The 25,573-nt window shown below is 65.3% G+C and carries 23 protein-coding genes, 1 tRNA gene and 7 pseudogenes; 15 read left to right on the top strand and 16 right to left on the bottom strand.

From position 1 onward, the window contains the following. Nucleotides 1-8: 8 nt before the first annotated feature. The 12 genes and pseudogenes from E6W36_RS05190 to fabI all read left to right on the top strand — a co-directional run bounded on the left by E6W36_RS05190 (nt 9) and on the right by fabI (nt 9,006). A complete protein-coding gene (locus E6W36_RS05190; RefSeq protein WP_222873949.1) occupies nt 9-317 on the top strand; it encodes a hypothetical protein in 309 nt (102 codons plus the stop codon). Continuing rightward, nucleotides 314-742 carry a hypothetical protein gene (locus E6W36_RS05185; RefSeq protein ID WP_222873948.1) on the top strand — a complete coding sequence of 143 codons (429 nt, stop codon included), beginning with the start codon at nt 314-316 and terminating at the stop codon, nt 740-742. Before E6W36_RS05190 ends, E6W36_RS05185 begins: the two co-directional genes overlap by 4 nt. Nucleotides 743-767: 25 nt before the next feature. After that, nucleotides 768-1,400 (top strand): hypothetical protein, encoded by a 633-nt coding sequence (locus E6W36_RS05180; RefSeq protein WP_222873947.1) that lies wholly within the window; start codon nt 768-770, stop codon nt 1,398-1,400. Nucleotides 1,401-1,548: 148 nt separating this feature from the next. Next, complete coding sequence (locus E6W36_RS05175) at nt 1,549-1,962, top strand: hypothetical protein (RefSeq protein ID WP_222873946.1); 414 nt, start codon at nt 1,549-1,551, stop codon at nt 1,960-1,962. Further along, on the top strand, nt 1,959-3,803 hold the full coding sequence (locus tag E6W36_RS05170) for a V-type ATP synthase subunit A (RefSeq protein WP_222873945.1): 1,845 nt from the start codon (nt 1,959-1,961) through the stop codon (nt 3,801-3,803). Before E6W36_RS05175 ends, E6W36_RS05170 begins: the two co-directional genes overlap by 4 nt. Continuing rightward, nucleotides 3,800-4,213, top strand: a complete 414-nt coding sequence (locus E6W36_RS18095; RefSeq protein ID WP_246048161.1) for a poly-beta-hydroxybutyrate polymerase N-terminal domain-containing protein — start codon at nt 3,800-3,802, stop codon at nt 4,211-4,213. The genes E6W36_RS05170 and E6W36_RS18095 overlap by 4 nt, the downstream gene beginning before the upstream one ends. Beyond that, nucleotides 4,177-4,728, top strand: a complete 552-nt coding sequence (locus tag E6W36_RS18090) for a hypothetical protein (protein WP_246048160.1) — start codon at nt 4,177-4,179, stop codon at nt 4,726-4,728. Before E6W36_RS18095 ends, E6W36_RS18090 begins: the two co-directional genes overlap by 37 nt. Continuing rightward, nucleotides 4,650-5,207: a hypothetical protein gene (locus E6W36_RS18085; RefSeq protein ID WP_246048159.1), complete on the top strand. Its 558-nt coding sequence runs from the start codon at nt 4,650-4,652 to the stop codon at nt 5,205-5,207. The genes E6W36_RS18090 and E6W36_RS18085 overlap by 79 nt, the downstream gene beginning before the upstream one ends. Then, entirely contained in the window at nt 5,204-5,593 is a 390-nt protein-coding gene (locus E6W36_RS18080) for a hypothetical protein (protein WP_246048158.1), read from the top strand. Before E6W36_RS18085 ends, E6W36_RS18080 begins: the two co-directional genes overlap by 4 nt. A 3-nt stretch (nt 5,594-5,596) precedes the next feature. After that, nucleotides 5,597-7,025 (top strand): annotated as a pseudogene (locus E6W36_RS05160) (bifunctional enoyl-CoA hydratase/phosphate acetyltransferase). A gap of 18 nt (nt 7,026-7,043) precedes the next feature. Beyond that, nucleotides 7,044-8,236, top strand: a pseudogene (locus E6W36_RS23020) (acetate/propionate family kinase). Then, on the top strand, nt 8,233-9,006 hold the full coding sequence (gene fabI / locus E6W36_RS05150) for an enoyl-ACP reductase FabI (protein ID WP_222873944.1): 774 nt from the start codon (nt 8,233-8,235) through the stop codon (nt 9,004-9,006). The pseudogene E6W36_RS23020 and the gene fabI overlap by 4 nt, the downstream one beginning before the upstream one ends. Nucleotides 9,007-9,041: 35 nt before the next feature. On the opposite strand, the pseudogene E6W36_RS05145 reads toward fabI, so the two are convergent. Together E6W36_RS05145 and E6W36_RS05140 are read right to left on the bottom strand one after the other, a co-directional pair. Beyond that, nucleotides 9,042-10,281: pseudogene (locus E6W36_RS05145) on the bottom strand (threonine synthase). A 296-nt stretch (nt 10,282-10,577) separates the two neighbouring features. Next, on the bottom strand, nt 10,578-11,741 hold the full coding sequence (locus E6W36_RS05140; RefSeq protein ID WP_222873943.1) for a sensor histidine kinase: 1,164 nt from the start codon (nt 11,739-11,741) through the stop codon (nt 10,578-10,580). A gap of 194 nt (nt 11,742-11,935) precedes the next feature. On the opposite strand from E6W36_RS05140, the gene E6W36_RS05135 reads away from it, so the two are divergent. After that, nucleotides 11,936-12,010 (top strand) — tRNA-Thr (locus E6W36_RS05135). 109 nt (nt 12,011-12,119) lie between these two features. Here E6W36_RS05135 and E6W36_RS18070 read toward each other — a convergent pair. The 9 genes and pseudogenes from E6W36_RS18070 to E6W36_RS05100 all read right to left on the bottom strand — a co-directional run bounded on the left by E6W36_RS18070 (nt 12,120) and on the right by E6W36_RS05100 (nt 17,909). Continuing rightward, nucleotides 12,120-12,566: an ATP-binding cassette domain-containing protein gene (locus tag E6W36_RS18070; protein ID WP_246048433.1), complete on the bottom strand. Its 447-nt coding sequence runs from the start codon at nt 12,564-12,566 to the stop codon at nt 12,120-12,122. Between the two features lie 185 nt (nt 12,567-12,751). Further along, nucleotides 12,752-12,985: pseudogene (locus tag E6W36_RS18065) on the bottom strand (ATP-binding cassette domain-containing protein); the annotation flags it as partial. Nucleotides 12,986-13,087: 102 nt separating this feature from the next. Further along, complete coding sequence (locus E6W36_RS05125; RefSeq protein ID WP_246048156.1) at nt 13,088-13,684, bottom strand: sulfate ABC transporter permease; 597 nt, start codon at nt 13,682-13,684, stop codon at nt 13,088-13,090. Beyond that, a complete protein-coding gene (locus tag E6W36_RS23015) occupies nt 13,591-13,926 on the bottom strand; it encodes an ABC transporter permease (RefSeq protein WP_246048155.1) in 336 nt (111 codons plus the stop codon). The genes E6W36_RS05125 and E6W36_RS23015 overlap by 94 nt, the downstream gene beginning before the upstream one ends. A gap of 2 nt (nt 13,927-13,928) precedes the next feature. Beyond that, nucleotides 13,929-14,741 carry a sulfate ABC transporter permease subunit CysT gene (cysT, locus tag E6W36_RS05120; protein ID WP_222873942.1) on the bottom strand — a complete coding sequence of 271 codons (813 nt, stop codon included), beginning with the start codon at nt 14,739-14,741 and terminating at the stop codon, nt 13,929-13,931. Nucleotides 14,742-14,850: 109 nt separating this feature from the next. Continuing rightward, nucleotides 14,851-16,241: pseudogene (locus tag E6W36_RS05110) on the bottom strand (porin). Between the two features lie 79 nt (nt 16,242-16,320). Next, nucleotides 16,321-16,968 carry a sulfate ABC transporter substrate-binding protein gene (locus E6W36_RS20400; protein ID WP_281277459.1) on the bottom strand — a complete coding sequence of 216 codons (648 nt, stop codon included), beginning with the start codon at nt 16,966-16,968 and terminating at the stop codon, nt 16,321-16,323. After that, complete coding sequence (locus tag E6W36_RS20395) at nt 16,911-17,417, bottom strand: substrate-binding domain-containing protein (protein WP_281277458.1); 507 nt, start codon at nt 17,415-17,417, stop codon at nt 16,911-16,913. Before E6W36_RS20395 ends, E6W36_RS20400 begins: the two co-directional genes overlap by 58 nt. Before the next feature lie 57 nt (nt 17,418-17,474). Beyond that, nucleotides 17,475-17,909, bottom strand: coding sequence for an RrF2 family transcriptional regulator (locus E6W36_RS05100; protein WP_222873939.1), 435 nt, complete (start codon nt 17,907-17,909; stop codon nt 17,475-17,477). A gap of 121 nt (nt 17,910-18,030) precedes the next feature. On the opposite strand from E6W36_RS05100, the pseudogene E6W36_RS05095 reads away from it, so the two are divergent. Beyond that, nucleotides 18,031-18,719 (top strand): annotated as a pseudogene (locus E6W36_RS05095) (queuosine precursor transporter). Between the two features lie 19 nt (nt 18,720-18,738). Here the strand turns inward: E6W36_RS05095 and E6W36_RS05090 are convergent. From E6W36_RS05090 to E6W36_RS05070, 5 genes are all read right to left on the bottom strand, one after another. Beyond that, complete coding sequence (locus E6W36_RS05090) at nt 18,739-19,782, bottom strand: autotransporter outer membrane beta-barrel domain-containing protein (protein ID WP_222873938.1); 1,044 nt, start codon at nt 19,780-19,782, stop codon at nt 18,739-18,741. Continuing rightward, nucleotides 19,779-20,000 carry a hypothetical protein gene (locus tag E6W36_RS05085; protein WP_222873937.1) on the bottom strand — a complete coding sequence of 74 codons (222 nt, stop codon included), beginning with the start codon at nt 19,998-20,000 and terminating at the stop codon, nt 19,779-19,781. The genes E6W36_RS05090 and E6W36_RS05085 overlap by 4 nt, the downstream gene beginning before the upstream one ends. An 87-nt stretch (nt 20,001-20,087) precedes the next feature. Beyond that, complete coding sequence (locus E6W36_RS05080; protein ID WP_222873936.1) at nt 20,088-20,837, bottom strand: hypothetical protein; 750 nt, start codon at nt 20,835-20,837, stop codon at nt 20,088-20,090. 265 nt (nt 20,838-21,102) lie between these two features. After that, nucleotides 21,103-21,672: a hypothetical protein gene (locus E6W36_RS05075; RefSeq protein ID WP_222873935.1), complete on the bottom strand. Its 570-nt coding sequence runs from the start codon at nt 21,670-21,672 to the stop codon at nt 21,103-21,105. Then, on the bottom strand, nt 21,669-22,706 hold the full coding sequence (locus tag E6W36_RS05070) for a hypothetical protein (RefSeq protein ID WP_222873934.1): 1,038 nt from the start codon (nt 22,704-22,706) through the stop codon (nt 21,669-21,671). Before E6W36_RS05070 ends, E6W36_RS05075 begins: the two co-directional genes overlap by 4 nt. Before the next feature lie 114 nt (nt 22,707-22,820). Between E6W36_RS05070 and gyrA the strand changes: the two are divergent. Further along, nucleotides 22,821-25,544: pseudogene (gene gyrA / locus E6W36_RS05065) on the top strand (DNA gyrase subunit A). The last annotated feature ends 29 nt before the right edge of the window (nt 25,545-25,573 follow it).

Genomic DNA, 25,573 nt, shown 5'->3' with positions numbered 1-25,573 from the left:
CCGCGGCGATGCCGCGCGTCGTTTCCGTGCTGGGCGACGTGTTGAGCTATCTGCGCCTGTTCGCGCTGGCGATCGCCGGTTCCTCGCTCGGTGCGGCGTTCAACACGCTGGCGGCTAAGGTCGGTTCGACGCCTGGTACGGGCGTGGTCTTCGGGCTGTGCATCCTGCTGGTCGGTCACGGCATCAACTTCATCCTCAGCATCGCCGGCGGCGTCGTTCATGGCCTGCGGCTCAATTACATCGAATTCTTCGGCTGGGGCCTGTGGGGCGAAGGTCGCCCGTTCCTTCCTTTCCGTACCCGGGAGTCCACGCGATGATCGATCTGTCCACACAATTGTTCGGCTGGCTCGGCATCTATGGCGCCATGGCGCTGGCGGCGCTGGGCAGCATGATCGGCTGCGCCCGCGCCGGCCACGCCGCCTGCGGCGCCATGCTGGACATGGAGTCCGGGCATGGCCGGCTGATCGGCATCGCGGCGATGCCGGCCTCGCAGGCCATCTACGGCATCGTGCTGACCCTGGCGCTGAACCGTGTCGTGAGCGCAGACAATGCGGCCCCGCTGGCGGCGATCGGGCTGCTGGGCGGGCTGGCGCAATTGGTTGGCGCGGTCAAACAGGGGACTGCTGCGCGTCGGCGATCATGGTCGCGAAGTCGCGCCCTGAGGCGTTTGGGCTGGCCATCGCCCCCGCCGCCTTCGTCGAGGGCTTCACGGTGTTCGCGCTGGCGTTTGCCCTGCTGCTGATCGGCGCAGTGCCCGGGGCGGCGGCATGACCGGGTCGCAACCGCTCTCGGCCGGGGTGGACGAGCTCATCCGTCGCCTGCATCAGGATGGCGTCGATGCCGGCCGTGCCGAGGCCGAGCGCCTGCTGGAGGATGCGCGACGTCAGGCGGCGGCTCTGGTGGCGGGCGCGCAGGCTGAGCGGGACGCCGTGATCGCCAGTGCGCAAGCGCAGGCCGAGGAATTGCAGCGCGCAGCGGCCGCCGCCCTGCGGCTGGCGGCGCGGGACACGCTGTTGAAAACGCGGGAGGCCGTCCGCACCATGCTCGAAGAGCGGTTGGCGCGGCATGTCGGCCAGGCGCTTCTCGATCCGGTGCTGGTTGCGGACCTGGCGCGGCTTGCGGCCATGGCTCTGACCGGAAGCGCTGCGACGATCGAGGCCGGCATACAAGGCGATGCGCTCGTCGCGGGCCTGGTGAACGAGCTGGCGTCGCAGGGCGTGACACTCATTCCGATAGCGGGTGCGGCCGGCGTCACCCTGTACCGGGACGGCGGTGCCGTTTCAGTCGAGCTGAGCGATGCGACCATCGCCGCCTGGCTCGCCCGGCAGATCTCCCCGCGTTTCCGGGCGCTGCTCGACAGCGCCGCCGTGCCGCCGGCGACTGGAGAAACCGGAGCATGAACTATCATTTCCTGCTGGCGAGCCTGCCGCACTTGCCGCATTTCGACCGCATCAAGGCGCTCCCCATCGGCCAGGCGCAATTGGCGCAACGGTTGGCGCTGCTGTCGGCACCGGATCAGGCTTTGCTGGCGCAGGTGCGCCGCCGGTTATGGCCCTGGCGGCAGGAGTTCGCCGCGATACCCCGCAGGATATCGCCCTGCGACGCACCGCCGCCGCGATCATCGCCGAGCAGGACGACATTCGTCACGGCTTCGCGCTGGCGCGGGCGCAGCGGCTGGGGCGCGCGGTCGCCATGCCGGCCCATGTTCCGGCCTGGCTGTCTCTGGCGCAGCAGCTTCTGGAAAGCGGCGATGCGATCGCGCTCGAGCGTCTGCGGCTGGAGCGCCTCTGGCGGCGGCTCGACGCCCTGGCCAACGATCACGCCTTCGACATCGAGGCGGTGCTGATCGTCGTTTGCCGTTGGGATATCGCAAACCAGTGGTTCGCCGGCGACGGAGTCAGGGCGCGCACCCGGCTGCACGCCCTGGCGGCGGATGTGCATGAACGGGTGGAGGCGGCATGACGGCGAACACCTCCATGGCGGGTCGGGTCGCCGGCGTGCGCGAAAGCCTCGTGCGCATTCACCTTGGCGACGCGACCGCCCGGCGCAACGAGGTCGCTTACGTCCATGTCGCGGGCGAGCGTCTGCAAGGTGAGGTGTTGCGGGTGCGCAGCGGGTTCGCCGATCTACAGCTCTTCGAGGACTCGCGCGGCGTGCGGGTCGGCGACCCGGTCGAGCTGACCGGGGAACTGTTGTCCGCGACCCTCGGGCCGGGCCTGCTGGGCCGCGTGTTCGACGGCCTGCAGAACCCGCTCGTGGATCTGCATCGACAACACGGGGCGTTCCTGTTGCGCGGAAACCGCGTGCCAGCAGTCGACAGCGCACTACGCTGGCCGTTTGCGCCGGCCTGCCGGCAGGGCGCGCTGGTGCAGGCGGGCGATCTCCTGGGCCACGTTCAGGAAGGCCCGGTCAACCACCCGATCGTCGCCCGCTTCGACATGGCTGGCGCAGCGGTAGTGGACTGGATCGCCGACGGCATGGTGGATGGCGGCGCGCCCATTGCCGTGCTGAGGCGGCCGGATGGCGCTGCGCTTGCTGTCGATCTGCACCAGCGCTGGCCGATCCGCCGGCCACTCGCCGAGAGCCTAGTTCGCGCAGGGCGTTGCGAGCGGTTGTTTCCGCAGCATCCGTTGACCACCGGCATCCGGCTGATCGACAGCTTCTTCCCGATTGCGCGCGGCGGCACGGCGTGTATCCCCGGCCCGTTCGGCGCGGGCAAGACCGTGCTGCTCAATCTCATCGCCCGCTATGCGGAGGCTGATGTGGTGGTGATTGTCGCTTGCGGGGAACGGGCCGGCGAAGTCACCGAGACGCTGCGGACCTTCCCGGAACTGACCGATCCACGCACCGGCAGGTCGCTGATGGAGCGTACCGTCATCGTCTGCAACACCTCGGCCATGCCGGTTTCGGCGCGCGAATCGTCCATTCATCTAGGTGCGACCATCGGCGAATATTATCGTCAACTCGGGCTGCAGGTGTTGCTGCTTGCGGACTCGACCTCCCGCTGGGCGCAGGCGCTGCGCGAGACCTCCGGCTTCATGGAGGAAATCCCCGGCGACGAGGGCTTTCCCGCCTATCTCGATTCCTCGATCAAGGCGCTGTACGAGCGCGGCGGCGAGGTGCGCACGGCTGGCGGCGCAACCGGCTCGCTCACCATGATCGGAACGGTGTCGCCGGCTGGCGGCAACCTGGAGGAGCCGGTCACCCAGGCAACCCTCGGCACGGTCAAGTGTTTCCTCGGGCTGTCATCGGAGCGCGCTTACCGTCGGGCCTATCCAGCGATCGATCCGCTGATTTCCTGGTCGCGCTATCCCGCGCAGCTCGACGCCTGGTTCGAGGCGGCGCATGGCGCTGGCTGGTCCAGCAGGATACGCCGGCTCATGGACTGCGTGCGCGCCGGAGACCGCGTGCGCCAGCTTGTCCAGGTGACCGGGGAAGAGGGCATTACATTGGCGGATTATATCCTTCTGCTCGAGGCGGACCTGATCGACACGGTTTTCCTGCAACAAAACGCCATGGACCCCGTCGACGCCTCGACACCGCCGGCGCGGCAGCAGGCGATGATCGCGCTGCTGTTGGCGGTGATCGACAAGCCCTGGCGGTTTGACAGCCGCGATGCGGCCCGCGCAATGTTTCTCGATGTCGCCAGCCTGTGGCGCAACCTCAATGCCTCGGCAGACGGCAGCGCCGACTATCTGCATTACATGGAAGCCCTGCGCGAAATTGTCATGGAACCGGCGGATAATTGCAGCACCGATGCCGCGCCGAACTTGCAGACTAGCTTTGGAGACCATCTATCATGAGCCATCATTCCCTAGTGGCCCTGGAGGCCGCAACGCAAGGTGGCGCGGGCGCGCACTGCGCACTGCCCGCGGGCAACGGGTCCGCTGAACCCGGCGATGCGATCACGATCGCGGACTCGCTCGACCAGTGGTATCATGGCCTGCAGGGGCGATGGACCGGCGGCATCTCGCCCTTGTCCTGGTGGCGGGCATGGTCGGACTGGTGCAGCCATCTGGCGAACTCGCCGTTCCGCAGCAGCGAACTGGTGATAGAGGCGGGCAGCCGCTGGTTGGAGCTGATGGTGGCAGCCGTCGATCCGGACTCGCGCCTGACCCCGAGCGGGGCGACCAGCGCTTTCAGCACCCGGCATGGGGGCGGTTTCCCTATTCTCTCATGGTGCAGGATTTTCTGCAGGCTCAGCGCTGGATGAACCATGCGACCCGAACCATGCCCGGCGTCGCCCCGGAGAATGCGCGCATGGTGCGTTTTTCGGTGCGTCAGTGGCTGGATTGCCTGTCGCCTTCGAACCTGCCGTTCGCCAATCCGGAAATTCTGGAGCGCACTCTCGAGTCGGGCGGGCAGAACCTGGTTGCTGGCCTGGAGCATCTCCTGCGGGACGCATTCGCGGGGCAGGCCGCCCCAGCACAGGAGGCCGAGGGCTTCAGTCCGGGGCGGGAGCTGGCCATCACCCCCGGCAAGGTGATTTTCCGCAACACGCTGCTGGAGCTGATCCAATACAGCCCAAGCACGCCCGAGGTGCATGCCGAGCCTATTCTGATCGTGCCGGCCTGGATCATGAAATACTACATTCTCGACCTCTCCCCGAGAACAGCCTCATTCGTTATCTTGTCGGGCAGGGTTTCACGGTGTTCTGCATTTCCTGGCGCAATCCAAACGCGGAAATGGCCGAGACCGGCTTCGACGATTACCGCCGGGAGGGCGTGATGGCGGCACTGGACGTCGTCACGCAAGTGACTGGTGCCAGCCGGGTGCATGGGTGCGGCTACTGCCTCGGCGGCACGCTGCTGACGGTCGCCGCCGCGACGATGGCGCGGGACGGGGACGAGCGGCTCGCCTCGCTGACGCTGCTGGCCGCGCAGACGGATTTCTCCGAAGCCGGAGAACTGCGGCTGTTTATCACTGAGGGCCAGTTGTCTGTGCTGGAGGCAACCATGACCTGCAGCGGCTATCTGGAGGGTCACCAGATGGGAGCCGCCTTCCAGATGCTGCGGTCGCGCGATCTCATCTGGTCGCGCCTCGTGCGCCGCTACTGGCTGGGCGAGGAAGAACACAGCAGTGATCTGATGGCCTGGAACGCAGACGCAACCCGTATGCCAGCCCGTATGCACACGGAATATCTGCGCAGCATGTTCCAGCGCAACGACCTGGCCGAGGGCGCTTCATCGTTGAAGGCCGGCCAGTGACGGTCAGCGACATTCATGCACCGCTGTTCGTCGTCGGCACGGAGACGGATCATGTGTCGCCCTGGCGCTCGGTCTACAAGATCCATCTGCTCAATCCCGGCGAGATCACCTTCCTGCTCACCAGCGGCGGCCACAATGCCGGCATCGTCAGCGAGCCGGGGCATCCGCGCCGGCATTTCCGCATCGACCGCCGCACGCCGGGAGCCGTGTACCGCGGTCCGGAGGAATGGTGCCACACGGCAGCCGAGCATGAAGGCTCCTGGTGGCTGGCCTGGACCGCCTGGCTCGCGGAGCGCGCCGGACCGCTCGGCCCGCCGCCGCCCATCGGCGGCCGAACCCGCAAGCCGCTTGCCGATGCCCCTGGAACCTATGTGCTGGAGCGCTGAGCCATGACCCCGCCCGTGACGGACACCATGATCGAAAACCGGACGTTCGACGAGATCGTCGTCGGCCAGTCCGCCAGCATCAGCAGGACCCTGCAGCAGGAGGATATCGAGCTGTTCGCCCTGGTTTCAGGCGATGTGAATCCGGCGCACCTCGACGAAGCCTTCGCCGCCAACGATATGTTCCGCAAGATTATCGCGCACGGCATGTGGGGCGGCGGCCTCATCTCCAGCGTGCTGGGCACCGAACTGCCGGGGCCAGGGACCATCTACCTGAGCCAGAGCCTGAAGTTCCGGCCCGGTCGGGGTCGGCGACACCATCACATCGACCGTGACGGTGGTCGAGAAGCGGCCAGATCATCACATCGTCGTCCTGGACTGCGTGTGCGTCAATCAGAACGGCGAGCAGGTCATCACCGGGCAGGCCGAAGTGCGCGCGCCGACGGAGAAGGTCTCGCGCCCGCGCATGCTGCTGCCGGAGGTCCGGCTGACGCGCCATGACCGCTATCGCCAGTTGATGGACCAGGCATCCGGCGGCGAGCCCGTGCCGACCGCGATCGCCCACCCGTGCAGCGTCGCCGCGCTCAGCGCCGCCGTCGAGGCTGCACAGGCCGGGCTGATCGCGCCGATCCTCGTCGGGCCGGAAGCGAAGATCCGTGCGACGGCGGCCGAGGCCGGGATCGATATTGCGCCCTTCAGGCTCGTGGCCGCGCCGCACAGCCACGCGGCCGCGGAAGCCGCGGTGGCGCTCGCCCGCAACGGCGAGGCGCAACTGCTGATGAAAGGCTCGTTGCACACCGACGAGTTGATGTCGGCCGTGGTCGCCCCAACCGGCCTGCGCACGGAACGGCGCCTGAGCCACGTTTATGTGATGGACGTGCCGGAATACCCAAAACCGCTGCTCATCACGGATGCGGCCATCAACATCGAGCCGACGCTCGAGGACAAGGCGGATATCATCCGCAACGCCATCGATCTGGCGCTGACGATGGGAATAGCACAGCCCAAGGTTGCGATTCTCTCGGCGGTCGAAACGGTCAACCCGAAGATGCGCTCGACGCTCGACGCCGCAGCCCTGTGCAAGATGGCGGATCGCGGCCAGATCAAGGGCGGTGTGCTCGACGGCCCTCTGGCGTTCGACAACGCCATCAGCGCGGACGCCGCCCGGGAGAAGGGGATCGTTTCTGCGGTCGCCGGCACGCCGGATATCCTGATGGTGCCGAACCTCGAGGCCGGCAACATTCTGGCCAAGCAGTTGACCTTCCTCGGCAGCGCGGATGCCGCGGGTATCGTGCTCGGCGCACGGGTGCCGATCATCCTCACCAGCCGCGCGGACAGCCAGCGCACGCGGCTGGCGTCCTGTGCGGTCGGGGTGCTGCTCGCCCATCGTTCCACCCAGGCGAGCCCCGGAGTACCCGCGGCGCCGAAGGCTTAAGGCCGACCGGTGGCGCGCATGCTGCTCTGTCTCAACGCCGGGTCTTCCAGCATCAAGTTCTCCCTGTACCGGGTCGGCCCCGCAGACGCGCTGGCGCTGGAGGCGCATGGACAGGTCGAGGGCATCGGCGTGCACCCGCACTTCCTTGCGAAGGCTGGCGACGGCGCAACGCTGGCGGAGCAGCGCTGGCCCGAAGGCGCGGCGTTCGGCCACGACGGCGCGCTGCGCATGCTGATGGACTGGATCGCGGCGGACCTGGCAGGCGGCGCGTTGCTGGCCGTCGGGCACCGGGTGGTCCATGGCGGCACGCGATTTCACGCGCCGGCGCTGGTGACGCCGGCGCTGCTTGACGATCTGGCGGCGCTGTCGCCGCTTGCGCCTCTGCATCAGCCGCACAACCTGGCCGCAATCCATGCCTGTCAGGCGATCCAGCCCGGCCTGCCGCAGGTCGCCTGCTTCGACACCGCCTTTCATCGCCGTCAGCCCGATGTCGCAACCCGGTTCGCGTTGCCGCGCGCGCTGACGCAGGCCGGCGTGCGGCGCTACGGTTTCCATGGCCTTTCCTACGACTTTGTCAGCCGGCGGCTGCACGCCCTCGACCCCACGCTTGCGGCCGGCCGGGTCATCATCGCGCATCTTGGCAACGGCGCCAGCCTGTGCGCCGTTCGCGACGGCCGCAGCCTTGATACGACCATGGGCTTCACCGCGCTCGACGGGTTGATGATGGGCACACGCTGCGGGTCGCTTGATCCCGGGTGGTGCTCTATCTGCTGCGGGAGAAGGGCATGGACCCTGCTGCGGTCGAGCATCTGCTCTATCATGAATGCGGCTTGCTCGGTGTATCCGGGCTGTCCAGCGACATGCGCGAACTGCAGGCGAGCGACGCGCCGGAGGCCCGCGAGGCGATCGACCTGTATGTCTACCGCATCGCGCGGGACATCGGCGCGCTGACCTCGGCGCTGGAAGGGCTCGACGGCCTGGTGTTCACAGCGGGCATCGGCGAGAACGCCCCTTCAATCCGCGCCGCCGTGTGCGCGCGCCTCGGCTGGCTCGGCGTGCGGCTTGATCCTGCGGCCAATGCCGCCGGCGCGCCCGTCATCAGCGCGCCGGGCAGTGGCGTCGCCGTACGGGTGATCCCGACCGACGAAGAACGCATGATCGCCGAGCAGACGCTGGCGATCGTCTCCAAACGGCAGGAAGAACCAGCATGACTCCGCTCGTGGATTTGGCCGGCAAGCGCGGCCTCGTCGTCGGCATCGCCAACAATCACAGCATCGCCGCCGGCTGTGCCCGGGCTTTTGCCGCTTGCGGCGCCCGCCTGGTCGCCACTTACCTCAACGAGAAGGCGCTGCCGTTCGTGCAGCCAGTGGCCGATGCCGTCGGGATCGAGTGGCTGGCAGAACTGGACGTACGCGCGCCCGGCAGTCTGGAGGCCCTGTTTGAGGATATCCGGCGGCAATGGGGCGGGCTGGATTTCCTGCTGCATTCGATCGCCTTTGCCCCGCGCGAGGACCTGCACGGCCGGGTTGTCGACTGTTCGGCGGAGGGCTTCGGCGTCGCAATGGACGTCTCCTGTCACTCCTTCCTGCGCATGGCGCGGCTGGCCGAGCCGTTGATGCCCTCCGGCGGCTGCCTGCTGACGGTCACCTTCTACGGGTCAGAGCGGGTGGTCGAGCACTATAACCTCATGGGCCCGGTCAAGGCGGCGCTGGAAAGCGCGACCCGCTATATCGCGGCCGAACTGGGGCCGAAGGGCATTCGCGCGCACGCCATTTCGCCGGGGCCGATCGCGACCCGCGCAGCCAGCGGCATCGACCGCTTCGACGACCTGCTGCATCGTGCCGCCGCACAGGCGCCGGAGCGGCATCTGGTGGACATCGAGGATGTCGGGGCGCTGGCGGCGTTTCTGGTCAGCGATGCCGCGCGACGCATCACCGGCACCGTCATCCCCGTCGATGGCGGCCAGCATCTCATGGCGTGACGGGCCGCACCTCTCGTGCCGCCACGCGTTGAGGGTCAGGCCAGCGCCGCCCAGTCGATCGTGGCGTGGCGGTCGAGCGCGCGCGCGCGGTCAGGCAGGGGTATTTCAGCCCGCTGGCGCAGTTGAACAGGACGGTGCGCTCGTCCGGGCGGATGCGTCCGTCGCCGAGCGCCTGGAGGTAGGCGGCGTAGGTCGCGCCGCCTTCAGGGCACAGCAACAGACCCTCGCGCGCCGCGACCGCCTCGACGGCCTGCGCAATCGCCGCATCGTCGACCGCAATGGCGAACCCGCCGCTCTCGCGCACCGCGTCGAGGATCAGGAAGTCGCCGACCGCCTGCGGCACCCGGATGCCGGCGGCGATGGTCGCGGCGTTTTCCCAGCGCACGGCATGGCGTTCGCCGGCCTCGAACGCGCGCACCATCGGGGCGCAACCGCTCGCCTGCACCGCGATCATGCGCGGGCGTTTCGGGCCGATCAGCCCGAGCGCCGCCAGTTCGCCGAACGCTTTCCACATGCCGATGAGGCCGGTGCCGCCGCCCGTCGGGTAGACGATCACATCCGGCACGTCCCAGCCCAGTTGCTCGGCGAGTTCCAGTCCCATCGTCTTCTTGCCCTCGATGCGATAGGGCTCCTTGAGCGTCGACAGGTCGAACCAGCCGTTCGCCTTGCAGCCGGCGGCGACCAGCTTGCCGCAGTCGTCGATCAGCCCGTTGACCCGGTAGACGCGGGCCCTGCGCCGCGATTTCGCGCACGTTGATCTCCGGCGTGTCGTCCGGGCAGAAAATGTGCGCAGCGATGCCGGCGCGCGCGGCATAGGCCGCCGCCGCTGCCCCGGCGTTGCCGTTGGTCGGCATGGCGATCGCGGTCACGCCCAGTTCCTTGGCCATCGAGATCGCCATCACCAGGCCGCGCGCCTTGAAGCTGGCGGTGGGCAGCCGGCCTTCGTCCTTACCCAGAGCGCCGCGGCCCCGTGCTCCTGCGCCAGCGTCTCAAGCGGGATCATTGGCGTGCGCGCCTCCCCAGACTGACGATATTCGCGGACCGGCGCACCGGCAGCAGCTCACGGTAGCGCCAGAGATCAGCCGGGCGGGCGGCAAGCGCATCGCGCGTCAGGTGGCGGGCGACGCCCTCCAGGTCGTAGCGGACCAGCAGCGGACGGCCGACCCGCGACAACCCGTGCAGGCGGTCCGCCTCGAACCGTTCGCCGGTCATCGCGCATTCAAGGTGGGTGACGAAGGTCAGGCGCTCAGCGGTCAGGTTGTCGGTATCAAGCATGGTGGGGTCCTCACGGCAGCCTACAATCCATGTCACCCATCAGTCGCCTCAATCAGCCGATGAACAACCTGTTGAGCCTCCACATCTCGTGTCGTGGAATCGAAGTTCGCTCCACCATGATATCGGGCGATCAAGCGAACTTCGATTCTGAAAACGACACGAGAAACAATATCTTGCTCGTGTCGTTCTCGAATCTGAAATCCAACCGCGCCTGATATTGGATGTAACGGATTTCAGCTTCAGGGCACTCGTGTCAGGACAGTCCTGACCCTAGAGCGATTTCCAGGCAGATGGGCTCATCTGCTTGTTAAGAAATCGCGGCAAAACAATAAGCTAGAGCGGCGATCTGATTCCGTCAGATCGAAAACCGCTCTAGTGCGCGGTCGGCTGGGCCGGCACATTGAGCGCCACGCGATCCGGGGCAGCATGCAGATGACGGTGGTGCCTTGCCCCGGCTCGGACTCGATGCGCACTGCACCGCCGTGAAGTTCGATGTAGCGGCGGACCAGCGCCAGCCCGACGCCGATGCCGGCCTGCGGATCGGCAAGCTCGGCCGAGAGCACGCGCGGGAACGGCCGGAACGCCTGCGCCAGCTGGTCGGCATCGAAGCCGCGCCCGGTGTCGATCACGCGGATGACCAGCCGGCGCTCGCTGGTCAGTTGCGCGGAGATGGTCACGGAGCCGGTGGCCGGCGTGAAGGCCAGACTGTTGCCGACCAGATGCGCCAGCACAGCGCGGATCTTGTCCCGGTCTGCGCGCAGCAGCACCGGCTCGACCGTACCGAACGAAAGCTGCGCCTTGCCGCCGCGGCTGAGCGTGCGTGCGCTCGGGGCGAGTTCGAGGATCACTTCGGCGAGGTCGAACACGCTCTCCTCGATCCGCAGATCGGCGCTTTCGGCGCGCGAGAGGTCGAGCAGGTCGTTGGTCAGTTGCAGCAGCCGCTCCGCCTCGCCGAGCACGGTGCGGGCATAGTCGCTGTAGCGCGCCGACCCGAGCGGGCCGAACAGCTCCAGCATCATCGCCTCGGTGAAGCCGATGATGCTGTTGAGCGGCGTGCGCATCTCATGGCTCAGGTGCGCGAGGAAGCGCGCACGCATCGATTGCAGCGTGTCCTCGATCGCACGGGCGTCCGGCAGCTCCTTGGCGACCTCGCGGAATGTGCCGAGCCAGCCGATGCCCCCGTCCCATACCGTGGCGCTGATCTGCGTGCTGAGCCGCGCCAGCCGGCCGGACGGCAGCGCGACCTCGACCACGCCGGACTTGGTGGAGCGCATGGGCAGCGGAAACGGCCCGCGCATGCGGCCGGGCGCGCATTCGAACAACTGGTCCGCCGCCGGATTGGCAAAGCGCACGATGTTGTTGGCGTCGGTGACGATCACCGCCTGCTCGACCATGTAGGCCAGCGAATGGAAGCGGGCATCGGATACGGCGGCGAGGTCCGCCAGGCGGGTATCCGTCAAGGCCTCAGGCTTCGCCGAATCGTGATTTTCCATGCGCGCGCCCTGTGACACTGTTAAAAACGTTAACGTAAAGCCTTAATTGAAATCAAGCGGCAAGCATGAGCGACGAGCGTCCGGACAGGGCGTGTTGCCGGATTGCGCATCTTCCTTGTGTTCGCAGAACAGGATTGATAAGGCGTGGCGGCGTTTTCCGGGCCGCAGTAGCTCAGCTGGTAGAGCAACGCATTCGTAATGCGTAGGTCGGGGTTCGAATCCCTTCTGCGGCACCAGACTTCTCTTCGGGAGGGTTGTCTTACGCCGCCTGCGGAAACAGCTGCCATTTCTGCAGATGCAGGCCGATCTCCTGGCCGAGCGTAATCCCCTCGATCGACGGCAGTTCTATTTCGACCCCGGTATCGTGGCCGTAAATCTGCGCTTCGATGCGGTAGCGCGCGCCGCTCCTGCGTATCCCCGCGACTGTCGCCGAGCCGTGGCCGCTGCCATGGGGCAGGACCGCAACATGCTGCGGCCGCACGAAAGCAAGGCCCGTCCGTTCGGCAGGCCGTGGCTGGGGTCCGGGACTTCAAGGGTTCCGACGCGGAAGCGTTCGCCGTCGACGGTGGCTCTCAGGCGGTTCGTCTCCCCGATGAAATCATGCACGAACGGCGTTTCCGGGCTGTCGAAGACGGTCTCAGCAGTGCCGACCTGCTCGATCCGGCCCTTGCTCAGCACGACGAGGCGGTCCGCAAGTTCCAGCGCCTCATCCTGGTCGTGGGTGACGAACAGCGTGGTCAGGCCGGTTTCGTCGTGGATGCTGCGCAGCCACTTGCGCAGATCCTTGCGCACCCTGGCATCAAGCGCACCGAACGGTTCATCGAGTAGCAGTACGGAAGGGTCAATGGCGAGAGCCCGGGCAAGCGCGATCCGCTGGCGCTGCCCGCCGGACAGTTGGGAGGGTAGCGTCCACCATAGCCTTCAAGCTGGATCAGGTGCAGCAGCTTCTCGACCTTGTCAGCGATCTGGGCCTTGCCCGGCCGCTGGCCACGCGGGAGAATGGAAAGTCCAAAGCCGATATTGTCCGCCACCGTCATATGCTTGAACAAGGCGTAATGCTGGAACACGAAGCCAACGCGCCGCCGCTGCACGGGCCAGCTGCTTGTGTCCTCGCCGTTGAACAGGATGCGTCCGTTGCTCGGAAATTCCAGGCCGGCGACGATGCGCAACAGGGTGGTCTTGCCGGACCCGGACGGTCCGAGCAGCGCCACCAGTTCGCCGGACGCAATATCGACCGAGACATCGTGCAGGGCAGCGGCGCTGCCGAATTCCTGGAGATGTTCTGGAGTCTGATCTGCATCGCACTCTCCCTGTCAGTGGCGGCGGTTCGCGGCGAGCTCGTCGGCATGCCGCCATTCCAGCAGGCTCTTCAGCAGCAGTGTCACCAAGGCCAGCGTCGCCAGAAGCGAGGCGACAGCGAACGCAGCGACGAAGTTATATTCGTTGTACAGCACCTCGACGTGCAGCGGTGCCGTGTTGGTCTCGCCGCGAATGTGGCCGGAGACCACGGAGACCGCGCCGAACTCGCCCATCGCGCGGGCATTGCAGAGCAAGACGCCATAGAGCAGGCCCCACTTGATGTTGGGCAAGGTCACGCGCCAGAAGGTCTGCAGGCCGGATGCGCCAAGCGACAGCGCAGCTTCTTCGGCATCGTTGCCCTGCTCCTGCATCAGCGGAATCAACTCGCGTGCGACAAACGGGAAGGTGACGAAGGTGGTGGCCAGCACCAGCCCGGGAACGGCGAAAATAATCTCGATATTGTGCTCTTGCAGCCAGGGCCCGAACCAGCCGTGTGCACCGTAGACCAGCACGTAGATCAGCCCGCTGACGACGGGAGAGACGGAGAAGGGAAGGTCGACCAGGGTGATGAGCAGGCTCTTGCCGGGAAGTCGAACTTGGCGATGGCCCATGCCGCCATCAGGCCGAAGAGCAGGTTGAGCGGGACGGAGATTGCCGCGACAAGCAGGGTCAGCTTTACCGCTGCGATCGCATCCGGCTCCAGAACGCCTTCCAGATAGGCGCCGAAGCCCTGCCGCAGGGCCTCCACAAACACACTGAGCAGCGGCATGACCACAAACATCACGAGAAACAGGATCGCCGTTGCGGTCAGGCTCCAGCGGATCAGACGGGTCTCGGTGATAGCGGGGGTCATGCTCAGGCTCCTCGCGCCCGGCCCCACGCCTGCAGCAGGTTGATCACCAGCAGCAGGAGGAAGGAGGCGACCAGCATCACAGTCGCAATTGAGGTTGCGCCTGCGTAGTTGAATTGCTCGAGCTGCACGATGATCAGCAGCGGCGCGATTTCCGATTTCATCGGCATGTTGCCGGCGATGAAGATCACGGATCCATATTCCCCGACGGCGCGCGCGAATGCCATGGCGAAGCCTGTTGACAGCGCGGGCAGGATGGCCGGCAGGATTACGCGGCGAAAAGCTGTGATGCGTGTGGCGCCAAGCGTCGCTGCCGCTTCCTCGACCTCTGTGTTCAGGTCCTGCAGCACCGGCTGAACCGTGCGAACGACGAACGGCAGCCCGACGAAGATCAGCGCCACAACGACCCCGATCGGCGTGAAGGCAATCTTGATGCCCATAGGCTCAAGATACTGGCCGAACCAGCCGTTGCCGGCATAAAGCGCCGTGAAGGCGATGCCTGCCACCGCCGTCGGCAGCGCGAACGGCAGGTCGATGATCGCATCGACAATGCGTTTGCCGGGGAAGCGGTAGCGTACCAGCACCCAGGCCAGCAGCAGGCCGAACACCGCATTGAGCACACCCGCGAACAGTGCCGCCCCGAAGCTCAGTCGATAGGCGGCGAGCGCGCGCTGCGAGAACGCGACAGCGACAAACTCATCCCATGTCAGGCTGAATGTGCGCAGGAACACCGCGGACAGCGGCACGAGAACGATAAGGGCAAGATAGACCAGCGTGTAGCCAAGCGTCAGGTGAAAGCCCGGCAACACCCGCTGCACGCGCGTACCGTGCTGCCGGTTCTCCCGACTGCTGTCGCGTGCAGAGGATCCCGTTTTTCATCCAGGATAGCCTCGTAGGTCATAATGCCTATTATATCCATAGATATAATCACCAATCAAGATGGAATCGCGTGGTGTAGGAATCGCCTGCGGTTTTGGTCCCAATGGGATCAAGCGGGGTGTTGACCCCGTCGAAGCGCACCCAGTTGAATGCGATCCGCATGTTCGGGTTCAGCCACCAGTTCAGAGCGGTGTCGAACGTTTCTGCCTTGTTGCCGGCCCGTGCGCCGGGTGCTTCGCTGGCATTCAGGCGGTCGTAGCGAAAGCCGAGCTGCAGTGCCCCGAGGCCGCCGTCGCGGATGTCGAAGTTGCGGGTCGGGCGGATGCGGTCCAGCACCCCGTTGCGGTAGCTGGGCGACTCGCCCGTGATGGTCCAGGCACCGAAGACGTAGTAGCCGTTATAGTCGATCGCGGGAGAGCGCCGGTACGGTTCAGGTACAGTTTCCCGTATTCGCCCTGGATCAGCAGTGGCCCGTAAATGCCTGCAGCCTCGGCTCCCCAGTAATAGACATCCTCGACGCCGGTCACCGTGCCGCTATCGATGATGTTGCCGCCATCGACGCGGGAATTTGGACGGTCGGAGATGCGCAAGCTGTTGGGCGTGTCCCCGACGCGCTGGTTGGTGCGCCAGAAGCCGCTGGCGCCGAGGTGGACCAGGCGGCCGGCATCATTGATCGGTTCCCATGTCACGCGACTGTGGACGCCATAGCCTTCGTCCGGCGACGCATTCGACCGGGCAATCCCCTCGTTCTCGCCGAAAAAGCCGACCGCCGCCGTCCATTCGCCTTTTGCGTAGCTGGCGGAGACGCCGATTCTGCGTCCGGCCGCGCCGCCGCCAAAGGCGTTGGTGAACATGGCGCGCTCCTGGAAGATCAGCGCCGACAGCGAAGTCATCTGGTCAAGACTGAAGAACGCCTTGTGCTGCCCGACCGTGAAGGTGAACGGCTTCACACCCGTATAGGTGATATAGGCGTCATAAAGATTGACCTGGTTGCCCGAGAATTCCGTCTCCAGCCGATAACCGAAATCGCGGTAGAAAGTGCCCTCGAACCCGAAGCGGGCGCGGCGCAATCCAAAGCCGTTGTTGTAGTCGTAGCCGCCTGCACGTTCTGAATAGACGCTGTTCTCGACTTCGAGCACACCGCGCGTCTTGAAAGTGAAGTTGCCGAGCGGATCGCTGAAAACCGGACCCAGGTTGAACTGCACGGATTTGCCGGCCAGATTCTCCGTGTTCTCCAGTCGTTCCGTGGTGAATTCTGCCTGCTCTTTCAGGTCCTTGTTTTCAGTCTCCAGCGACTGCACGCGCTGTTCGAGCTGTTCGAGACGCTGCAGCAAAGCGCCGACGTCCGGCGCGCTCTCCTGCGCGTGCGCACCCTGAATCTGGGCGAATGCGGTTCCCGCCAGCAGGGTCAGGATCAGAGAGCGGTTGTAAACAGACATGGTCGGCTCCTGTCGTGAGGGTGTGCAAAAGGGGGCGACGTCAGCCGCCCACCGAGTTTCATGGGGATTGCGTGTGTGTTCAGCGTTTGGCTTGGGTGTAGATCTGGTCGAACAGGCCGCCATCGTTGAAATGTGTGCGCTGCGCCTTCGTCCAGCCGCCGAAGTCCCTGTCGATTTCCAGCAACGTGAGCTTGGGGAATTGGCCGGCGTATTTTTGTGCGGCGGCGTCCAGCCGCGGCCGGTAGTAATTCTTGCCGATGATGTCCTGCGCTTGCGGCGTGTAGAGAAACTCCAGGTAGCTCTGCGCGATCGCGCGGGTTTTCCTCCGGTCGACGTTGGCATCGACCAGGCTGACAGATGGCTCGGCGAGTATCGAAAGCGACGGCACCACCACTTCGAACTTGCCGGCACCCAATTCCCGGGCTGCAAGGAAGGCCTCGTTTTCCCAGGCCAGCAGCACATCGCCGATCCCGCGCTGGGCAAACGTCGTCGTCGCGCCGCGCGCCCGTGTCAAGCACCGGCACATTGCGGAAAATCTGCGAGACGAACTGCGCTGCAGTGCGCGCGGTGCCGCCGGGCTGGCGTAGCGCATAGCCCCAGGCAGCAAGGTAGTTCCACCGGGCACCGCCTGATGTCTTGGGGTTGGGGTGATGACCGAGACGCCCGGCTTCACGAGATCGTCCCAGTTGCGGATTGCTTTCGGGTTGCCCTTGCGGACCAGGAACACGATCGTCGAAGTGTAGGGGCGCTGTTGTGCGGCAGGCGCTTCTGCCAGTCAGGCGCGATCAACTTGGCGCGGGCAATCTCGTCGATGTCGTAGGCCAGCGCCAGCGTGACGACGTCCGCCGCCAGGCCGTCGATGACCGAACGCGCCTGCCGGCCGGAGCCGCCGTGGCTCATGCGCACGGCAAGCGTATCGCCGGACTTCGCCTTGAGCTGCTGCGCGAAAGCCGCGTTGATATCCTTGTAGAGTTCCCGGGTCGGATCATAGGAAACATTGAGCAGGCTGTAACTGGCGGCGGCGGCGTCCTTCCCTGGAACATGCTCGCCGCCGCCAGCCCGGCGGCGCTTGCCAGAACTGATCGGCGATCCATCCCCTTGCCTTGATGCGACATGTGCGACTCCAACTCCTCTAAAGCATTTTCTTATTCCTATATAATAGATAGGAATTGTCAATATAAAGGGCGTGGAAAAATAGATTGCTAAATTTTCCTCATCATATCAAAGGGATGGTTATTCGATCGGCGGCATCTCGACGCCATTGATGGCGTCGGCAAGCGACGTATGGTCGAGCACATCCATGGTCGCATGGTACACGTGTGAGAACACGCGGCGCAGATCGCAGCTGCTTTCGCTGTCGCAGTCGTCGCAGCGCCGGTACGCCGTGCGTGACAGGCAGGGCAGCGGCGCGAGCGGTCCGTCGAAAATCCGCACCACGGCGCCGAAGGTCACCTCGGCAGGGTCTTTCAGCATGGCATAGCCGCCGTGCTTGCCGCGGCGGGAATGCAGGATACCGCGATGCTTCAACTCAAGCAGGATCTGCTCCAGGAACTTGCGCGGAATGTTTTGCCGCTCGGCGATGTCGCCGATCATGATCGAGGGTTCGTCCATGTTCCGCGCCAGCTCAAGCAGGGCTTTCAGGGCGTACCGGGATTTCTGCGATAACATGCGTCAAGCTTTGCCACCTGTGGTGCCGCGTTTCAATGTCCTGTCGATCCATGCTCTCGGGAATTCTTCTTGTGGACGGCATGCCGGCGCCCGGTAAACTGGGCAATGACACGGATCGGGGATGTTCATGACAGAGCAGAGAACATACCGTTATTATGACCTGGTGCTGGCGGGGTTCGTCACCATCGTCATCTGCTCGAACCTGATCGGTGCCGGCAAGGTGGCGGAGGTGGAGGGTTCCGTTTCGGTGCCGGTATCCTGTTCTTCCCGCTCGCCTATGTGTTCGGCGACATCCTGACCGAAGTCTACGGCTATGCCCGGGCGCGCCGGGTGGTGTGGGCCGGCTTCGCCGCGCAGCTCTACATGTCGGCGATGGCGGCCGTTGTGGTCGCCATGCCGCCGAGCGCGGACTGGACCGGCCAGGCCGCCTACGAGGCGGTGTTCGGTTCGACCTGGCGGATCGTCGCCGCCTCGCTCGTCGCCTTCTTCTGTGGCGAGTTCGTCAATTCCTTCGTGCTGGCCAAGATGAAGCTGTGGACCAACGGCCGCCACCTGTGGAGCCGCACCATCGGCTCGACGGTTGCCGGGGAGGCGGTCGACACCCTGATCTTCTACCCGCTCGCCTTCTACGGCGTCTGGTCGTCGTCCGACCTCGGCGCGGTCATGCTCGCGAACTACGGCCTCAAGGTCGGCTGGGAAGTGGTGCTGACGCCGGTCACCTACCGGGTGGTCGGCTGGCTCAAGCGCGCCGAGCAGGAAGACTATTTCGACCGCACCACCAACTTCACCCCGTTCAGCCTGAAGACCTGACCGCCCCGCCCGCGCCGCCTCAGGCGATGTGCGGCTGGGCGAAGTCGCCATGGAGCGGGCTGTAAGGTGCGACCGGTTCGTCGACGTCGAAGAACGCCGGCAGCAGCAGGTCCTGGGTCAGCTCCAGCGGCGCGTCATCCTTGGCCGCTTCCTGCGCCTGCAGGGCGGAGACAAACGCATCCGCTGCAGCGTTACCGTCCGTCGTCACCGTCACGTCGCTGTCGACGGCGAGGAATGCCGTAACCGCCCCGTCTGCTGTGTAGGCCCAGAAGTCGAAGCCACCGCCGGCTGCGCCATCCAGCCCGACGCCCGACTGTACCTCCGCCCACGCGCCGCCCGGGCTGCTGGTGCGCAGATCAAGCACGTCGCCCGCATCGCCGAGCACGACGAGCGCGTCGTTGATCGGTGCCGCCGTGAAGGCGCTGTCGCGATTATCGGTCGCGTCGATGACATTCTGGTCGTTGAGGATGAGGTTGTTGTCGCCGGACCCGGTCAAGTCGAGGCGTTCGATGCTATAGGCGGCGAATATTCTGGGTGTCAGATCGATCTCCAGCCCGGACCCTTCAAGCGCCAAGGTGTCGTCGCCGAGACCGCCGCTTAGAAAAACATTGTTAATGGAAGAAATATAGACAATGTCATCGCCTGCGCCTGCATATACACTGCCCGTTACAGGCAGGCGAATAATGTCATTATAGTTACTGCCATCCACAGACAAACGCTCAATACTGGTAAGTGCGCCAGAGGCAATGACTCCGCCACCACTGGTCGCGGTATAGGTTAACGCGTTGATTCCACTCGTCTGCGCGACGAAGTCAACACCAGTAGTTGTTCCAATAAAACTGATGTAGGCGCTGTCATACCCAGCACCGCCGCTGACAACGTCATGGCCGCGCGTAAGGCTAAAGTATTCGTCTCCGTCGCCGCCGTTCAGGACGTCGTCAAATCGAGAGTCGTTGATGTTTAGGCTCTCGATACTGGTCGCCTGGCCGGATGCCAGGGTCTGACCGCCGCTGGTAGCGGTGTAAGTGAAATCCGGGCCGGATGACGAGCGCGCGACCGTCACCCCGGATGCGGCATCGAAAAGTTCAAACCGAGCGTATCGTTGCCTGCGCCGCCATCAACGGAGTCGAAGCCCCGACCGGGGTCGAAATAATCATACCCCGCCCCGCCGATGAAAATGTCGTCGCCATTGCCACCCGAGAAGCTGCCGCCCTGGTCGGGCGCGCGCACGATCAGGCGCTCGAAGCCCGTCACCTGCAGGCTTTCGGAAACACCGTTCACATAACGGTAAAGCCGTAAAGACCGCCGCTGACGAACACAGGAGAGCCGGAGAAATCGAGGTCGAGGACATCGTCACCGGCACCGCCGTCAAGCCGTCCCCCTTTGCGAAAACCCCGTGAAACGGTCGTCGCCGCCGCCAAGCGCCACATCCAGTGTCGCACCATCGGTGAGGCTGCGGGCATCGACCGTCTCCGCGCCTGTGCCGGCGATCGACAGACGCCCGCCAAGGCCGGCCAGCGAGACGCTTGGTGTGCTCTGCGCGGTCTCAATCGACAGGTTGGACAAGGTCAAATCGCCACCGTTCACCACAAAGGCCGGGTTTGCGCCGTCTGCGGTCACGGTGATGTCGGATGCACCATCGCCATTGATGTCGCCAAGAACCGTGAATGGCGCTGCTGTGACACTTAGTGGTCCATCGGTGAGCTGGAGCGACTGGCCGGTAAGGCTCGCATCAAAACGAACAATCTGACCGGTTTCCGCCTCGGCTGACAGGGCTTCCCGCAGGGACAGCCCTTGCCCATCCGCAGATTCAATAACGATATCACTGGTCTCGGCCAGTTCGTCTCCCGCTGTCGTCACCACGCGCGCCTGCGCACGGACAATGGTAACATCGCTGTCCACGGCGAGGAATGCCGTGACTGTCCCATACGCCGTGTAGGCCCAGAAGTCGAAGCCGCCGCCGGCTGCACCATCCAGCCCAACGCCGGACTGTACCTCCGTCCAGGAGCCGCTCGGGCTGCTGGCGCGCAGATCAAGCACGTCGCCCGCATCGCCGAGCACCACGAGCGCATCGTCGATCGGCGCTGCGGTGAAGGCGCTGTCGCGGGTGTCGGTCACATTGATGACGTTCAGGTCGTTGAGGGTGAGGCTATTATCACCGGATCCGGTGAGATCGTAGCGCTCGAAACTGTATGGAGTAGAACCAGATAGCAAGTTGATTACAATGCCTGCGCCATCGAGCGCCAGCGTGTCGTCGCCAATGCCACCACCTAAACTAAGTTGTGGGAAAGTTGAAATATAGACAAGGTCATCACCTGCATTAGCAGAGACAATTCCAGTTTTAAAAGGTGTATTACATCGTCATAATCACTAGAAACAATAATTATACTTTCAATACTTGTAAGTATGGCAGATGAAACAATTGCATCACCGCTCGTTGCGACAGCGGTGAATTCTTCTGCTCCAGTAGCGAGGGTAGTAAAATTAACGCCATTACCATTACTGTTGAAAGAGTAAAAACTTGGTCAAACCCTGCGCCGCCGCTGACGATGTCGTGACCACGCGTAAGGCTAAAATAGTCGTCTCCGTCGCCACCGTTCAGGACGTCGTCAAATCGAGAGTCGTAGATGCTTAGGCGCTCGATACTGGTCGCCTGGCCGGATGCCAGGATCTGACCGCCACTGGTGGCGGAGTAAGTGAAATCCGGGCCGGATGACGAGCGCGCGATCGTCACCCCGGATGCGGCAGCGTTAAAGTCCAACCCGAGCCCATCGTTGCCTGTACCGCCATCAACGGAGTCGAAGCCCCAGCCCACGTTGAAGGAATCATACCCCGCCCCGCCGATGAAAATGTCGTCGCCATTGCCACCCGAGAAGCTGCCGCCCTGGTCGGGCGCGCGCACGACCAGGCGCTCGAAGCCCGTCACCTGCAGGCTTTCCGAAACGCCGTTCACATAACGGTAAAGCCGTAAAGACCGCCGCTGACGAACACAGGAGAGCCGGAGAAATCGAGGTCGAGGACATCGTCACCGGCACCGCCGTTCAGTTGGCCCTTTGCGAACACACCCTCGAAGCGGTCGTCGCCGCCGCCAAGCGCCACATCCAGTGTCGCACCATCGGTGAGGCTGCGGGCGATGACGGTGTTGCCGGCGCTGACGCGGCTGGCGTCGATGGTGTCGCTGCCATAGCTGCGCACGGTGAACGCTCCGCTGTCCGAAGTCGCGAACGGCTTGTTGTCCAGGATCAGGGTTGCAGAGCCGTCGCTGGCGCGCAGCTCCACGCCCTCGAACTGGCGCACATCCGCAAGGGTCGCAAAGTCGAAGGTGCCTACGCCGGTGTAGACGAGGGTGTCGAAGCCGCCGCGACCGTCCAGCGTCGTGCCGGTGCGGGTCTCATCGGCGAAGCGCACCCGGTCGTCGCCTTCGCCGCCGGTGAAGCTGTCCGCTCCGCCGTTGGCGTTGAACACCAGCGCCGTGGTCACCGGCCCGCGCGACGGGTCGGTCGGCTGGCCGCTCACCACATCATTGCCGCTCGAGCCGTTGATGGTGAGGAACCCGCGCTGCGACGAGCCGGCCAGCTGCTGGGAGACCGTCAGCACGATGCCGGGGTCGGCCAGTTCCACCACCTCGATGTTGCGCACCTGGTCGAACTTGCCGGCCTGCGCCCGCACCGAGCCGGTCGCGCCGTCCGGGCGATACAGCACCAGAGTGTCGATGTCGGTCAGCGCCGTGCTGCCGCTGACGATGTCCGCACCGTCCAGATAGCCGGGCCGGAACAGAAACCGGTTATCCTGCCCGGAAATGCCGTAAAACTCGTCCCGCCCCGGGTGCCCGTATAACGCGCCATGATATGTGCCCCAAATAACACTCTCGATGCGTTCAAGCCTAGCAGCCCATGCACGCGCGGGCCAGAAAATTACACCAACGCAATAACCGGATCGCCGCAAAATGCGGTGCCCGCGCCGCCCCGCAACACCGTGCTTGAGCATCGGGGCGGCAGGGGCTAGAGACGGTCACTTCCCACACCACATTAAGGCCAGACCTTGGATCAGCCCGCAGGCTCCGACCCGTCCGACATTCGCCCGATCTCCATCGTCGACGAGATGAAGACCAGCTACCTCGATTACGCCATGAGCGTGATCGTGGCGCGCACTGCCCGACGTGCGCGACGGCCTGAAGCCGGTGCATCGGCGCATCCTGTTCTCCAGCCACGAGAACGGTTTCACCGCTGGCAAGCCGTACCGCAAGTCGGCGCGCATCGTCGGCGACGTCATCGGTAAATACCACCCGCACGGCGACGCGCCGATCTACGAGGCCCTGGTGCGCATGGCGCAGGACTTCTCGATGCGCGTGCCGCTGATCGACGGCCAGGGCAACTTCGGCTCCATGGATGGCGACCCGCCGGCGGCCATGCGCTACACCGAAGCCCGGCTCGCCAAGGTCGCCGACAGCCTGCTGGACGATCTCGACAAGGAGACGGTCAGCTTCCAGCCGAACTACGACGGGTCGGAGCACGAGCCGACCGTGCTGCCGGCGCGCTTCCCGAACCTGCTGGTCAACGGTGCCGGCGGCATCGCCGTCGGCATGGCGACCAACATCCCGCCGCACAACCTCGGCGAGGTGATCGCGGCCTGCCGGCTCTATCTCGACAACCCTGCCGTCAGCGTCGAGGAACTGCTGCAGGCGATCCCCGGCCCGGACTTCCCGACCGGCGCCATCATCCGCGGACGCGGCGGCATTCTCTCCGCCTATCGCACCGGGCGCGGCTCGATCGGCGTGCGCGCGCGCGCCGAGATCGAGGACTGGGGCAAGGATCGGCAGGCGATCATCCTCACCGAGATGCCCTACCAGGTGAACAAGGCGCAACTGGTCGAGAAGATCGCCGAGTGCGTGAAGGACAAGCGGATCGAGGGCATCTCCGATCTGCGCGACGAGTCCAACCGCGAGGGCGTGCGCGTCGTCATCGAGCTGAAGCGCGACGCCGTCGCCGACGTGGTGCTGAACCAGATCTACCGCTACACGCCCGCGCAGACCTCGTTCGCCATCAACATGCTGGCGATCAACGGCGGCCGCCCGGAGCAGATGGGCCTGAAGGACATCATCGCCGCCTTCATCGCCTTCCGCGAGGAGGTGATCACAAAGCGCACCAAGTACGAGCTGAACAAGGCCCGCGAGCGCGCCCACATCCTGCTCGGGCTGGTGGTTGCAGTCTCGAATCTCGACGAAGTGGTGGCGACCATCCGTTCGTCGGCCTCTCCGGCCGTGGCGCGCGAGAAGCTGCTGGCGCGCGACTGGCCGGCGACCGACATCCGCCCCTACCTCGCGCTGGTCGAGGCGGTCTCGGCCGAGCATATCGGCGACACCTACCGGCTCTCGGAAGAGCAGGTGAAGGCCATCCTCGACCTGCGCCTGCACCGTCTGACCGCGCTCGGCCGCGACGAGATCGGCGACGAGCTGAAGGAGCTGGCGGCCAAAATCGAGGACCTGCTCGACATCCTGCGCCACCGCACGCGCCGGCTTGACGTGCTGCGCGCCGAGCTGGACGAGATCGACCGCCAGTTCTCCACCCCGCGCCGTACCGAGATCCTCGATACCGAGGACGACATCGACGACGAAGACCTGATCCAGCGCGAGGACATGGTGGTGACCGTGACCTTGAGCGGCTACATCAAGCGGGTGCCGCTCTCGACCTACCGGGCGCAGCGGCGTGGCGGCAAGGGCCGCTCCGGCCTCTCCATGAAGGACGAGGACGTGCTCACCCGCGTGTTCGTCGCCTCCACCCATACCCCGGTGCTGTTCTTCTCCAGCCGCGGCCAGGTCTACCGCATGAAGGTGTGGAAGCTGCCGGAGGGCACGCCGCAGACCAAGGGCAAGGCGCTGGTCAACCTGCTGCCGCTGGCGGAAGGCGAGACCATCTCCACCATCCTGCCGCTGCCCGAGGACGAGGCGACCTGGGGCGCGCTGCATGTGATGTTCGCGACGGCGCTGGGCGACGTGCGCCGCAACAGCATGGACGCCTTCACCAACATTCCGAGCAATGGCAAGATCGCCATCCGCTTCGAGGACGGCTCGGACGACAGTCTGGTCGGCGTGGTGCTGTGCGAGGAGGCGGACGATGTGCTGCTCGCCGCCCGCTCCGGCAAGTGCATCCGCTTCAAGGTCTCGGACGTGCGCGAGTTCCAGTCGCGCACGTCGACTGGCGTGCGCGGCATGCTGCTGGCGGATGGCGACCAGGTGATCTCGGTCTCGATCCTGAACGGTCAGGACGTCAGCGTCGACGACCGCGAGGCCTATCTGCGCGCGGCTGCCTGGAAACCGGAGCCGTCAGCCCCGACCTTGCCGCCCGAACAGATGGCGGAGCTTGCGGCCCGCGAGCAGTTCATCCTCACCGTCACCGCCAACGGCTACGGCAAGCGCTCGTCGTCCTACGAATATCGCACCGCCGGGCGCGGCGGGCAGGGCATTGCCAACATCGAGACCAGCGAGCGCAACGGCGCAGTGGTCGCCAGCTTCCCGTGGACGCCAGCGACGACATCCTGCTCGTTACCGATCAGGGCAAGCTGATCCGCACGCCGGTCGCCGATGTGCGCATCGCCGGGCGCGCCACCCAGGGCGTCACCCTGTTCCGCGTGGCGGACGACGAGCATGTGGTCTCGGTCGCCCGCATCGCCGACGATGGCGCGCAGGACGACCTGCCCGAGGAGACGGACGCCGCGCCGGACCCCGGCCTGAGCGCCGGCCGCCTGGGCGTAAACGCCGCCGTCTTAACCCTCTTGCCGGGGTGCCGGGCGATTCAGGCATTGCGCTGGGCCGGGCCGGGCCGCTAGAAGCCGCGCAGGAAACGACCGGTCCCGCC

It is taken from the genome of Hankyongella ginsenosidimutans (assembly GCF_005144965.1).
Lineage (GTDB): Bacteria > Pseudomonadota > Alphaproteobacteria > Sphingomonadales > Sphingomonadaceae > Hankyongella > Hankyongella ginsenosidimutans.
Note: the sequence above shows the minus strand (reverse complement) of the source record. Positions and strands in the feature narration are given on the sequence as shown.